Origin of the sequence: Streptococcus sp. Marseille-P7376 (genome assembly GCF_902460385.1) — a bacterium.
Lineage (GTDB): Bacteria > Bacillota > Bacilli > Lactobacillales > Streptococcaceae > Streptococcus > Streptococcus sinensis.
On record NZ_CABPTS010000003.1, the window covers coordinates 143,311 to 156,664 of the forward strand.

At 42.9% G+C, this 13,354-nt stretch carries 12 protein-coding genes; 10 read left to right on the forward strand and 2 right to left on the reverse strand.

The features are described from left to right. Nucleotides 1–20: 20 nt before the first annotated feature. The 4 genes from ilvC (at nucleotide 21) to FZ952_RS03450 (ending at nucleotide 3,674) form a co-directional block, all read left to right on the forward strand. Nucleotides 21–1,043: a ketol-acid reductoisomerase gene (gene ilvC, locus FZ952_RS03435; RefSeq protein WP_148880611.1), complete on the forward strand. Its 1,023-nt coding sequence runs from the start codon at nucleotides 21–23 to the stop codon at nucleotides 1,041–1,043. 66 nt (nucleotides 1,044–1,109) lie between these two features. Further along, nucleotides 1,110–2,360, forward strand: a complete 1,251-nt coding sequence (gene ilvA / locus FZ952_RS03440) for a threonine ammonia-lyase IlvA (protein WP_148880612.1) — start codon at nucleotides 1,110–1,112, stop codon at nucleotides 2,358–2,360. Nucleotides 2,361–2,453: 93 nt separating this feature from the next. Next, entirely contained in the window at nucleotides 2,454–3,353 is a 900-nt protein-coding gene (locus FZ952_RS03445; protein WP_037616125.1) for an SPFH domain-containing protein, read from the forward strand. A gap of 105 nt (nucleotides 3,354–3,458) precedes the next feature. Then, nucleotides 3,459–3,674 carry a hypothetical protein gene (locus tag FZ952_RS03450; RefSeq protein WP_001130035.1) on the forward strand — a complete coding sequence of 72 codons (216 nt, stop codon included), beginning with the start codon at nucleotides 3,459–3,461 and terminating at the stop codon, nucleotides 3,672–3,674. 90 nt (nucleotides 3,675–3,764) lie between these two features. Here FZ952_RS03450 and FZ952_RS03455 read toward each other — a convergent pair whose 3' ends face one another. Continuing rightward, a complete protein-coding gene (locus FZ952_RS03455) occupies nucleotides 3,765–4,505 on the reverse strand; it encodes an amino acid ABC transporter ATP-binding protein (protein WP_148880613.1) in 741 nt (246 codons plus the stop codon). Continuing rightward, nucleotides 4,502–6,067, reverse strand: a complete 1,566-nt coding sequence (locus FZ952_RS03460) for an ABC transporter substrate-binding protein/permease (RefSeq protein WP_062200377.1) — start codon at nucleotides 6,065–6,067, stop codon at nucleotides 4,502–4,504. The genes FZ952_RS03455 and FZ952_RS03460 overlap by 4 nt, the downstream gene beginning before the upstream one ends. A 127-nt stretch (nucleotides 6,068–6,194) precedes the next feature. On the opposite strand from FZ952_RS03460, the gene FZ952_RS03465 reads away from it, so the two are divergent. The 6 genes from FZ952_RS03465 (at nucleotide 6,195) to sufD (ending at nucleotide 13,333) form a co-directional block, all read left to right on the forward strand. After that, a complete protein-coding gene (locus FZ952_RS03465; RefSeq protein ID WP_148880614.1) occupies nucleotides 6,195–8,084 on the forward strand; it encodes a DUF2207 domain-containing protein in 1,890 nt (629 codons plus the stop codon). Between the two features lie 88 nt (nucleotides 8,085–8,172). Continuing rightward, nucleotides 8,173–9,015: an undecaprenyl-diphosphate phosphatase gene (locus FZ952_RS03470; protein WP_037616134.1), complete on the forward strand. Its 843-nt coding sequence runs from the start codon at nucleotides 8,173–8,175 to the stop codon at nucleotides 9,013–9,015. A 113-nt stretch (nucleotides 9,016–9,128) separates the two neighbouring features. Next, the gene (mecA, locus tag FZ952_RS03475) at nucleotides 9,129–9,878 is read left to right on the forward strand and encodes an adaptor protein MecA (protein WP_148880615.1); all 750 of its coding nucleotides are present in this window, start codon (nucleotides 9,129–9,131) and stop codon (nucleotides 9,876–9,878) included. Beyond that, nucleotides 9,869–11,035 (forward strand): glycosyltransferase family 4 protein, encoded by a 1,167-nt coding sequence (locus FZ952_RS03480; RefSeq protein WP_148880616.1) that lies wholly within the window; start codon nucleotides 9,869–9,871, stop codon nucleotides 11,033–11,035. Before mecA ends, FZ952_RS03480 begins: the two co-directional genes overlap by 10 nt. A 223-nt stretch (nucleotides 11,036–11,258) precedes the next feature. After that, a complete protein-coding gene (gene sufC / locus FZ952_RS03485; RefSeq protein WP_148880617.1) occupies nucleotides 11,259–12,029 on the forward strand; it encodes a Fe-S cluster assembly ATPase SufC in 771 nt (256 codons plus the stop codon). 41 nt (nucleotides 12,030–12,070) lie between these two features. Then, nucleotides 12,071–13,333, forward strand: coding sequence for a Fe-S cluster assembly protein SufD (gene sufD, locus FZ952_RS03490; protein ID WP_148880618.1), 1,263 nt, complete (start codon nucleotides 12,071–12,073; stop codon nucleotides 13,331–13,333). The last annotated feature ends 21 nt before the right edge of the window (nucleotides 13,334–13,354 follow it).

The following is a 13,354-nucleotide window of genomic DNA, read 5'->3' on the forward strand; positions in this document are numbered from 1 at the left end:
GATAGAAAAGAGTGTAAAAGATGGCAGTAACAATGGAATACGAAAAAGATGTAAAAGTAGCAGCACTTGACGGTAAGAAAATTGCCGTGATTGGTTATGGTTCACAAGGTCACGCTCATGCGCAGAACTTGCGTGATACCGGTCATGATGTGATTATCGGTGTGCGTCCAGGTAAATCATTTGACAAGGCCAAAGAAGATGGATTTGAGACTTATACAGTAGCAGAAGCGTCTAAACTAGCTGATGTTATCATGATCTTGGCACCAGACGAAATCCAACAAGAGCTTTATGAAGCGGAGATCGCTCCAAACTTGGAAGCTGGTAATGCTGTTGGTTTTGCACATGGCTTCAACATCCATTTTGAATTTATCAAGGTTCCTGCTGATGTAGATGTCTTCATGTGTGCTCCTAAGGGACCTGGCCACCTGGTGCGCCGTACCTTTGAAGAGGGCTTTGGTGTGCCAGCTCTTTATGCAGTTTACCAAGATGCGACTGGAAATGCTAAAGACATCGCTATGGATTGGTGTAAGGGGGTTGGTTGTGCCCGTGTTGGCTTACTTGAAACAACTTATAAAGAAGAAACAGAAGAAGATCTCTTTGGTGAACAAGCCGTTCTCTGCGGTGGCTTGACTGCCCTGATTGAAGCTGGATTTGAAGTCTTAACCGAAGCTGGCTATGCACCAGAATTGGCTTACTTTGAAGTTCTTCACGAAATGAAACTCATCGTTGACTTGATCTACGAAGGTGGCTTCAAGAAGATGCGCCAATCTATCTCAAACACAGCTGAATATGGGGACTATGTATCTGGTCCGCGCGTGATCACTGAGCAAGTGAAAGAAAATATGAAAGCCGTTCTTGCGGATATTCAAAATGGTAAATTCGCAAACGACTTCGTAAACGACTACAAGGCAGGTCGTCCGAAATTAACTGCTTACCGCGAACAAGCGGCTAACCTTGAAATTGAAAAAGTCGGTGCTGAATTGCGTAAAGCGATGCCATTCGTTGGTAAAAACGATGACGATGCTTTCAAAATCTACAACTAAGATCGTGTGGGAAACTCAGCTGGCTTGCCAGCTGAGTTTGTTTAACCTATTTGGAAAGGAAAAGGAATGTTAACAGCAAAAGATATCATCCGTGCCCATAAGGTACTAAAAGATGTCGTTGTCAATACGCCGCTTGATTATGACCATTATTTGTCGGAGAAGTATGGAGCAAAGATTTATCTAAAAAAAGAAAATTCTCAACGTGTGCGCTCCTTCAAAATCCGTGGAGCCTATTATGCCATTTCTCAGTTGAGCAAGGAGGAACGCGAACGTGGAGTTGTTTGTGCTTCTGCGGGTAATCATGCTCAGGGAGTAGCCTATACTTGTAATGAAATGAAAATTTCAGCGACAATTTTTATGCCCATTACGACTCCCCAGCAGAAAATCAGTCAGGTCCGCTTCTTTGGTGGGGACTTTGTGACTATCAAGTTAGTAGGTGACACTTTTGACGCTTCTGCTCGGGCAGCCATGGAGTTTACGCGAGTGGAGAATCGGACCTTTATCGATCCTTTTGATAATGTTCATGTTCAGGCTGGTCAGGGAACGGTTGGCTATGAAATCTTAGATGATGCGGTTCGAGAATCCATTGATTTAGACTTGGTCTTGGTGCCCGTAGGTGGCGGTGGTCTCATCGCAGGCGTATCCACTTATATTAAGGAAACCCAGCAACAGATTGAGATTATCGGAGTAGAGGCCAATGGAGCCCGTAGCATGAAGGCTGCTTTCGATGCAGGCGGTCCAGTCAAACTTAAAGAAATTGATAAATTTGCGGATGGCATTGCGGTGCAGAAAGTCGGCTCTTTGACTTACGAAGTAACGCAAAAAAATGTCGAAACCCTTATCGGGGTTGATGAAGGTCTGATTTCAGAAACGCTGATCGACCTTTATTCGAAGCAGGGAATCGTAGCAGAGCCAGCAGGAGCAGCAAGTGTAGCAGCCTTGGAAGTGTTGAGAGAATATATCAAAGGAAAAACGGTTTGCTGTATCATTTCTGGAGGTAATAATGATATTAACCGCATGCCGGAGATGGAAGAGCGTGCCCTTATTTATGATGGAATCAAACACTACTTTGTGGTAAACTTCCCGCAGCGGCCAGGTGCCTTGCGTGAATTTGTAAATGATATTTTAGGGCCAAATGATGATATTACTCGGTTTGAATATATTAAACGAGCCAGCAAAGGGACAGGTCCAGTCTTGATTGGGATTGCACTGGCAAACAAGTATGACTATGCTGCACTAATTAATCGGATTGAGCAGTTTGACCCATCCTTCATCAATCTGAACGGAAATGAAACTCTTTATAATATGTTGGTCTGAACCTAAAGATATTTTAGCAAAACTCTGCTTTTTAATTGCAAGCGATTGAGGAGTGTGCTAGAATATACTATATTAAATTAAGGAGATGTGATTATGTTTTTAAGTCTATTCTTTTTCTTCTTTCTCATTCTCTTGGTTCTCTTTGGAATACTAGTCCTCAGCTCGCTCTACGTTGTGCGTCAGCAGTCTGTTGCCATCATTGAGCGTTTTGGACGCTACCATAAGACCAGCACAAGTGGGATGAATATTCGTTTGCCTTTGGGAATCGACAAAATTGCCGCTCGTGTCCAGTTGCGTTTGTTGCAGAGTGACATCATTGTTGAGACCAAGACTCAGGACAATGTCTTTGTGACCATGAATGTTGCGACCCAGTATCGGGTAAATGAACACAATGTCACAGATGCTTACTATAAACTCATGCGACCAGAAGCGCAGATCAAGTCTTATATCGAAGATGCTCTGCGTTCCTCTGTTCCTAAACTGACCTTGGACGAGCTATTTGAAAAGAAAGACGAGATTGCCTTAGAAGTTCAAAAGCAGGTGGCTGAAGAAATGTCCACTTATGGCTATATCATTGTCAAAACCTTGATCACTAAGGTTGAGCCAGATGCGGAAGTCAAGCAGTCCATGAATGAAATTAACGCGGCGCAGCGCAAGCGTGTTGCCGCTCAGGAATTGGCGGAAGCAGATAAGATCAAAATCGTCACTGCGGCTGAGGCTGAGGCTGAGAAAGACCGTCTGCACGGGGTTGGTATTGCAGAGCAGCGGAAGGCTATTGTGGATGGCTTAGCAGATTCTATTAAAGAGTTGAAAGGCGCAAATATTGAGTTGACAGAAGAACAGATCATGTCCATTTTGTTGACCAATCAATATCTTGATACACTGAATAATTTTGCAGATAAACCTGGCAATAATACGCTTTTCCTTCCAGCGAATCCAGAAGGGGTAGAAAGTATTAGAACACAGATACTTTCAGCCCTCAAAGCAAAATAAAGAATTTTCAGAAATATTTAATTTGTTAGAATATGGTTTTTTATGTTGACAAACTGTATAAAAACAATTATAGTAGTTATCGAAATAAATAGAGAGGAGTAAGAAATGGCTAAATCGAATTTTGAAAAAGTAGAATCAGTTGTTGGTTGGGTTCGTGACAAAAAAATTACAGGTTACCGTATTAGTAAAGAAACAAACGCGCGTGAAATGTCAATTATTGCTCTTGCTCAAGGACGGGCAAAAGTAAAGAATATTTCTTTTGAAACAGCTCTTGGCTTGATTGATTTCTACGACAAAAATCATGAAAAGTTTGAAGATTAATCTTCAAAAAGTGGGGAAACCCGCTTTTTTTGTTTTTGTAAATAAAAACAAAAGACGGTTGAGTTTTGACCGTCTTGTGTTGTAAATTGTTTATTTCAAAAAGCGCTGTAGGAATTCTTTTGTCCGTTCTTCTTTAGGATTGGTAAAGAATTCTTGCGGAGTGCCTTCCTCTGCAATGACTCCTTTATCCATGAAAATAACACGGTTGGAAACATCACGGGCGAACTCCATTTCGTGGGTCACGACAATCATGGTCAGGCCTTCTTTAGCCAATTCTTTCATGATTTTCAGAACTTCGCCGACCATTTCTGGGTCAAGAGCTGAAGTTGGTTCATCGAAAAGGATAGCATCAGGATTCATGGAAAGCGCACGCGCAATGGCAACCCGCTGTTTTTGTCCACCTGAAAGTTGTTTAGGCTTGGCTTGCCAGTAGAGCTCTCCCATGCCCACCTTTTCCAGATTTTCTTTGGCAATCTTTTCTGCCTCAGCACGCTCTCTTTTGAGTACGGTTGTCTGAGCTACGATGGTATTTTCTAGGACATTGAGATTTTCAAAAAGATTGAAACTTTGGAACACCATACCTAATTTTTCGCGGTAATGAGTCAGATCATAGTTTTCATCCAAGACATTTTTCCCGCGATAGAGAATTTCGCCAGCAGTAGGTGTTTCGAGGAGGTTGATGGAGCGGAGAAAAGTTGATTTTCCGCTACCTGAACTTCCGATAATGGAGATAACTTCGCCCTTGTGGACAGTCAGAGAAATGTCTTTTAAGACTTGATTCTCTCCATAGGATTTTTTGAGATGTTTAATTTCTAAAATTGTTTGGGTCATTGTTTCAATTCTCCCGTCTGCATTTGATTGGCACCTGTTGTGTAATGATCTGTGTCAAATTTCCGCTCGATGAAACGTAAGATTCGAGTGACGGTAAAGGTCAAGACAAAGTAAATGACTGCGATAATGGTGAAGGTTTGGAAATACTGATAAGTCTGAGTTGCAATCGTATTTCCTGAGAAGTAGAGCTCCACCACGGAGATGACATTCAGGACGGATGTATCCTTGATATTGATGACAAATTCATTACCAGTTGCAGGCAAAATGTTGCGGACCACCTGTGGTAGCACAACCTTACGCATGGTTTGGCCGTGGGTCATTCCTAGCGCAGTAGCCGCTTCAAATTGTCCCTTGTCAACGGCAAAGATACCACCGCGGACAATTTCACTCATATAAGCACCGGTATTAATAGAAACGATAAAGATAGCGGCAGCTGTCCGGTCAATCGAAATGCCAAAAGCTTGGGCTGTTCCATAGTAGATGACCATAGACTGTACAATCATTGGTGTACCGCGGAAAACTTCGATATAGATATTCAAGAACCAACCGAATAGTTTTTGTAGGGAAGCTAAAACTTTATTTTTGGAAACGGGTGCTGTCCGGTAAACTCCAATCAGCAAGCCGATCAGGAGACCAGCAACTGTCCCTGTGATGGAAATGAGCAAGGTCAAGCCAGCTCCGCGTACAAACTGTGGCCAGTTCTCTTTCCAAATCTTCAGTACTTGATTGAAGAAGGTATCATCAGCATCGTCTGTATCGGTGTCCACAGGCTGAGTTTTGATCATCTGATCCATCAGTTTCACTTGGTCATCCATTGAGATTTTAGCGATGGCAGCATTGGCTTGGTCAATTCGACTGTCACCTTTACGCATACCGATGGCAATTGAGGCGTCTTCTTCGCTAACATCAAAACCTTGCTTGAATTGGATCATTTTGAACTTAGAATTAGCAGCTTCGGCTGTCAAGGCTTCAGGGCGCTCGGAGATATAGCCATCAATGACGCCAGATTCCAAGGCTTGGCGCATTTGCGCAAAGTCCCCCATAGCTGTTTCTTGCTTTGCTCCAGGCAGCTGGGAAATCAGATTGTAAAGATAAACTCCTTGTTGGGAAGTGATTTTGGCATCTTTGAAGTCTTCGAGAGTCTTGGCTTTGGCGTAGTCACCGTCTTTTCGAACGAGCACAACAGGCTCACTGGTGTAGTAGCTGTCGGAAAAAGCGATTTCTTTTTTACGTTCAGCCGTTGGGCTCATACCAGCGATAATCATATCGATTTTACCAGATGTCAAGGCTGGAATCAGTCCATTCCAAGAAGTCTTTACAACCAGCGGTTCCTTGCCCATTTCCTGAGCAATTTTCTTAGCAATTTGGACATCATAGCCATTGGCATATTGATTTGTCCCTTCGATTTTGACAGCTCCGTTTGAATCATCATCCTGTGTCCAGTTGAAAGGAGCATAGGCCGCTTCCATCCCAATTCGGAGATAGTCATCTGCCTGAGCCACAGTGAGGGTTCCCAGACAGACGAGGAGGGCTGTAAATAAGGTTAAAATGAACTTTTTCATATTCTCTCCTAGTCCTTCTAAAATTGTTTTCTCTATTCTACCGAAAAATATAGCGCTTTTCAATCCCAGTAAGCCCTTACTTAAGAAAAATGCTATAATAGGATAAGTATAAAAAGGATATTGAGTTATGAAAAAGTATTTGTCTGGAATTTTTGTCTTTCTTTTAAGTTTTTTCTTTATTGGGACGGTGTCGGCTTTGGACTATCAAATCCAGTCCTATCAAGGGGATTTGGAAATCCATGCTAATAATACCGCAACCTACACAGAGCGGGTTACTTATCATTTTGATGATGATTACAACGGCCAGTTTGTTTCGCTGGGCTCTGCTGGGAAAATGCCAGAAGGATTTTCTATCGATTCAAATCCAACGATCTCCGTAAAAACAAATGGAATCGCAAAGTCTAACTTTGAGCCACAAATCACAGATTTAGGAGATGGTTACGAGGTCAAGATTTACAATGCGGGTCAAGAAGGGGATACGGTCACTGTAACAGTCACCTGGAAATTGAGTAATCTTCTTTTTCTTCATAAGGATATTGCTGAGCTAAAGTGGACTCCTATCAGTGATTGGGAAGAGAAGATTAAAAGTGTTAGGATTAAGGTTTGGGGCCTAGGAAGCTGGTCTACAACAGAGATGTATGCTCATACAGGTTATTTTGGGCAGCCGACTGTTGTAGAGAGGAATGGCGCCGACTATTGGATTCAGCTCTCTCATTTACCTAGTGGTAAGAAAGTTGAATTGCATGGATACTGGGATCGGCAGGCCCTACATCAGGTTGCCCAGAATCCGACGGAAACTGACTATCTGAAAAAATTTCAAGAAATTGAAGAGAAGATTGCGACTCAGACCAAGTTTTATCATCACTCGGGAGAAGTTTATCTGCCTCTCTTAGCCTTGTTTTTGCTGATAGCTTCGGGAATCTGTTATCTGATTTTTCGTTATAAGATTCGACCTAGAAAGAATTTCCCCAAAAACGCTCGACTTTATGAAGCTCCGCAAAATCTCGCCCCGCTGGTCCTAGCGGCTAATATCTTTGCCGTGGATATGGAGGAAGTCGATCCGACAAATGGCGGACGAGCTTGTTTAAAATTTGAAAATCTGGTGCAGGCCAGCCTGCTGGATCTGATGGATCGAGGCTACATCCAGCTTTTGGGAGATGCCGATGAGCCGATCCTGAAGCTAGTTTCTAAAGAAGGGCTGTCAGATTTTGAAGGTCAGTTCCTGAAGATGGCTTTTGGGAAAAATAAACAGGTGGCAGTAGCGAATTTGTTTGAAGATTATCAGATTTCAGAAGATCTTTATAAAAATAAAAAAGCAAAAGATGAGGCACGAATCCGCCAAATTGGAAGTAGCATTAAAAATCGTTTTACATCTAACTTACAGACCTTGTCTGATCAAGTACGCTTGGAGACTCAACGTCTGAACTTGCTGGACCACTATCGCCCATTAAACCGAGAAGAAAAATTATTATTTAGAACAGCACTGACTGCCAGTTTTCTTTCCTTTGGGACATCTCTGCTGACTTTCTTGGCCTTTCTGCTGGCTTTAGATGGCATTATCTGGTCTTCTATTCCACTGGGCGGCCTTGCTTTTCTTACGGGTTCTCTACTGATAAAAGATTTGCAGAGCTATCAGCGTGATGGTATTTTGAGTGAAGAAGGAGCCTACGATTTTTATCTCTGGAAGAGCTTTGCCAATATGCTGCGTGACATTGCTCACCTAGATAAGACAGAGGTGGAGGGAATCATTCTGTGGAACCGTCTCTTGGTCTATGCTACGCTCTTTGGTTATGCGGATCGTGTCAGCCGCGTGATGAAGCTGCGCCAGATTTCCTTGGGAAATGCTTCGATGGATGGCTATGTCCAATATAATCTGCACCCTCTTTTCTATGCAAGTTCCCACAGTTTTTCAAATTATGGTCATATTGCTTCAACGGCCAGTCATTTCTCGGTTTCATCGGGAGGTAGTGGTGGCGGTGGCTTCTCTGGCGGAGGCGGAGGTGGCGGAGCCTTTTGATAAAAAGCTAGCGAAAGGCTCTGGGAGAACTTCCCCTCTCCCCCAATATATGGTATAATAAGTGCTAAAGTTGTTTTAGGAGTTAGATATGTTTATCGTTGAAATATTGAAATCCATCATTTATGGAATTGTTGAGGGAATTACGGAGTGGCTGCCGATTTCGAGCACTGGCCACTTGATTCTGATTCAAGATTTTATCAAGTATAAAAATGAAAATCCAGCCTTCATGGAGATGTTCAATGTGGTCATCCAGCTGGGAGCTATTTTGGCTGTTGTTGTGATTTATTTTGATAAGCTGAATCCTTTTAAGCCTGGTAAAACTGCCCGGGAAATTCGTCGCACGTGGCAGTTGTGGGCTAAGGTAGTGGTAGCAGCTTTCCCTGCAGCTTTTATTGGCCTTTTCCTAGATGACTGGTTTGAAGCGCATTTTTATAATCTAGTATCCGTTGCGATTATGCTGATTGTCTATGGAGCAGCCTTTATCTATCTGGAGCGGCGGGAGCAAGAGGCACCGACTGTAACAGAGTTGAGTAAGCTTCCCTATCAAACAGCCCTTTATATCGGCCTTTTCCAAGTTTTATCCCTCTTTCCAGGGACGAGCCGCTCAGGTGCGACGATTGTCGGCGGTCTTTTAAATGGTGTCAGCCGGCCCGTTGTGACAGAGTTTACCTTCTATCTGGGAATTCCGATTATGTTTGGCGCCAGCGGTCTGAAAATCCTTAAATTCATCATCAAGGGTAATGCTTTAGGCTGGGATCAGTTCTTCCTTTTGCTAGTAGCGATGGGAGTGGCTTTCGGAGTCAGTTTAGTCGTGATTCGTTTTCTGACAGACTATGTCAAGAAGCATGATTTTACTATTTTTGGTAAATATCGGATTGGATTGGGAGCTTTGTTGATAGTTTATGCTCTTATCAAGGCGATTATTGGATAATCATGGGTTGGGATATTTCCCGACCTTTTCTTTATTAAGTTTGCTAGCTATTTTTTGAAATAAGTGCGAAATTTTAGTATAATAGAAAGACTATGAAAGTATGAGGTAGCGACATGGAAATGAAACAGATTAGTGATTCGACGATTAAAATCACCATCCAATTAGAAGACTTAGAAGAACGTGGTATGGAGATGGCGGATTTTCTAGTCCCTCAAGAAAAAACAGAGGAATTTTTCTATACCATCTTAGATGAGCTAGAAATGCCTGAAAGTTTCCTTGACAGTGGTATGTTGAGTTTTCGGGTGACGCCTAAGCCAGATAAGGTAGATGTTTTTGTCACCAAGTCTAAATTGGATAAAAACTTGAATTTTGAAGACTTGACCGATTTGCCTGACATGGCGGAATTATCCCAGATGTCTCCGGATGAATTTTTAAAGACCTTAGAAAAAAGCATTTTTGATAAGAGTAAGGAAGACTTAGAAGCGATTAAATCCTTGGAGGCTGTAGAGACTGAGCAGGAGACGGTTTCTGACGATGTAAGGGAGGAATCTCAACCTGAAAATGCTGACCGGTATATCTACTACATCTTGCGTTTTGCGGATTTAAACAGTGCGGTCTCTTTTGCTAAAACAGTGGATTATCAAATAGACCTCTCAGAATTGTATAAATATGATTCAGCATACTATTTAACGATTTTGGTAGATGTGGAAGGTTTCCCAGAGCGCTATCCAGCTTGGCTTTTGGCCAAGATGCGTGAATTTGCGGAAGACTCAGCTATCACGCGTGCGGTCTTGCAAGAGCATGGCTATCTGTTATTAGTGACAGATGCGGTTTCCAGTCTGCAAAAGGTTGAATGCATATGATTACTTTCCCCTTAAAGTTTATTTTGGTTTTGCTGGGAACTTTCTTTATTGGAGTCATTCTGACTCCGTTAGTTCGGCTGTTAGCCTTCAAGATAGGAGCGGTGGATTATCCAAATGCTCGGCGGATCAATAAAAAACCCATGCCTAGCAGTGGTGGCCTAGCCATCGTTATTGCTTTTACTGTCTCCACCCTTGTTTTTATGCCTCAGATTGTTCAAGTTCAGCTTTTGGCACAAAGTTACCTTGAATATGTTTGGCCGGTTGTTTTAGGCGGACTGATTATTGCTGCTACGGGCTTGATTGATGATGTTAGAGAGCTATCTCCAGCCCTAAAAATGAGTGGTATTGTTTTAGCGGCTAGTTTAATATGGTTCCTGACAGACTTTCGCTTGGATGATTTCAAGATTCCTTTTGGAGGACCTTTCCTTCATTTTGCTCCTTGGTTGTCTTATATTTTGACAGTGATTTGGATTATTTCCATTACCAATGCAGTCAATCTGATTGATGGTTTGGATGGTTTAGTCAGCGGAGTCTCCATTATTTCTTTGGTGACCATGGGAATTGTTTCCTATTTCTTTCTTCCTGGGCACCATCTCTTTCTAACTTTGACAATTTTTGTTTTGGTGATGTCTATCGCTGGATTCTTTCCTTACAATTACCACCCAGCTATTATTTATCTAGGGGATACGGGTGCCCTTTTTATAGGATTTATGATAGCTGTCTTGTCCTTACAGGGGTTAAAAAACGCGACAGCTGTTGCGGTAGTGACTCCTATGATTATTTTAGGAGTGCCGATTACCGATACTTTTTTAGCGATCATTCGCCGAACTTTATCGGGTCAAAAGTTTTATACTCCGGATAAGCATCACCTTCATCACAGACTTTTATCACTAGGATTGACTCATAGAGGAACTGTTTTAGTCATTTATGGCATTTCAATGATTTTTGCTATGATTTCTCTCTTGCTCAATGTATCGAGCCGTATTGGTGGAGTTTTACTCATACTGGGCTTGTTTTGGGGTGTAGAATTGCTGGCAGAATTGGTTGGTGTTTTAGGGCCAAACCGTACTCCTCTCCTAAACATTATGCGTTTTATAGGTAATTCTTCCTACCGTGAAGAGGTTCGTCGCAAGTGGCAGGAAAAACATCGCCAATAAGAGCTGCTCTAAACAAAATAAAAGCCTTTCAGGCTTTTTTTTGGTATACTAAAAAGAGTATAAAACAGCATGCTTAATGAAAATCAGCGTTGAGGATCTTCATTTTAAAAAATGCCGAAAATTAGCTTTTCTGATGAAATTTGGAGTTGGAAAATCAAATATCTGAAAGAAAGTATTGAACAGCTGGTCTTCAAAAAGTATGAAAAAGGAAAGGAAAACAATCATGTCTGTATTGGAAATCAAAGACCTTCATGTTGAAATTGAAGGGAAGAAAATTCTTAAGGGAGTCAACTTGACCCTGAAAACAGGAGAAGTTGCAGCCATCATGGGACCAAATGGAACAGGGAAGTCTACACTGTCTGCAGCCATCATGGGCAACCCTAACTATGAAGTGACTCAAGGAGAGGTGCTTTTTGATGGGGTCAATATCTTGGAACTGGAAGTAGACGAGCGTGCTCGTATGGGACTCTTCCTCGCTATGCAGTACCCTAGTGAGATTCCTGGTATTACCAATGCAGAGTTTCTCCGTGCAGCTATGAATGCGGGCAAGGAAGACGATGAAAAAATCTCTGTCCGTGATTTCATCACGAAACTAGATGAAAAGATGGAACTGCTCAACATGAAAGAAGAAATGGCTGAGCGCTACCTCAATGAAGGTTTTTCAGGCGGGGAAAAGAAACGCAATGAAATTCTGCAGTTGCTCATGCTAGAGCCAACTTTTGCACTCTTGGATGAGATTGACTCGGGTCTAGATATTGATGCCCTCAAGGTCGTTTCTAAAGGGGTCAACGCTATGCGCGGTAAAGGTTTTGGGGCTATGATTATCACCCACTACCAACGCCTGCTCAACTATATCACTCCAGATGTAGTTCATGTCATGATGGATGGTAAAGTCGTTCTTTCTGGCGGTCCAGAATTGGCAATCCGCTTGGAGAAAGAAGGCTATGCTAAGTTGGCTGAAGAGTTGGGCTTCAACTACACTGAGGAAGCTTAGTCAAACATTCTTTTGACTTTGATAAAAGATAGGAGAATGACATGACGAAAGAATTAATTCACGAATTTTCACAGCTTCACGCAGAACCAGTATGGTTGGCAAATCTCCGTCAGCAGGCTTTTGACAAGATGGACCAACTGGATTTGCCAGTTATTGAGCGGGTTAAATTTCACCGCTGGAATCTGGGAGACGGACGGATTTCTGATAGCGAGCCTTTGACCAGTGTGCCAGATTTTACGGCTCTCGGAGACAATCTCAAGTTTATCCAAATGGGAACCCAAACTGTCCTTGAGCAGCTTCCAGCCGACTTGGCAGAGCAAGGCGTGGTTTTTACCGATTTCCACTCTGCTTTGGAGGAGATTCCACAGCTGGTGGAGCAGCATTTCATGTCCGCAGTCAAGTACGACGAGGACAAATTGGCAGCTTATCACATGGCTTATTTCAACAGCGGCGCAGTGCTTTATGTGCCGGATAATGTTGAGATCGACCAGCCGATTGAAGGGATTTTTTATCAGGACAGCGAGAGCGATGTTCCTTTTAACAAGCATATTTTGATTATCGCAGGCAAGCACTCAAAGGTTAACTACTTGGAACGCTTGGAGACTTACGGTCAAGGGACTGTTCCGACAACAGCTAATATCACTGTTGAAGTCATTGCCCAAGCTGGAGCTCAGATTAAGTTTTCAGCCATTGACCGCTTGGGCGAAAATGTAACAGCTTATATCAGCCGTCGTGGCAAGCTAGACAATGATGCCATGATTGACTGGGCTATCGGCGTTATGAACGAAGGTAATGTGGTGGCTGACTTTGACAGCGACCTCTATGGCAAGGGCAGCCATGCGGATATGAAAGTGGTGGCTCTCTCAAGCGGTAAGCAGGTTCAGGGAATTGACACCCGAGTGACTAACTATGGCTGCAACTCTATCGGAAATATCCTGCAGCACGGGGTTATTCTAGAAAAAGGGACCTTGACCTTCAATGGTATCGGTCATATTATCAAAGGAGCTAAGGGAGCAGATGCCCAGCAGGAAAGCCGGGTTCTCATGCTGTCTGACCAAGCGCGCTCAGATGCTAACCCGATTCTCTTGATTGATGAGAACGATGTGACAGCGGGTCACGCGGCTTCTATCGGTCAGGTGGATCCAGAGGATATGTACTACCTCATGAGTCGGGGTCTAGATAAGGCGACGGCTGAACGCTTGGTCGTGCGTGGCTTCTTAGGCTCAGTGATTGTAGAAATCCCTGTCAAAGAAGTCCGCGATGAAATGATTGAAAATATTGATATTATTCTCGCAAAAAGATAAAAAGCTGGGCCTTGTCCCGTA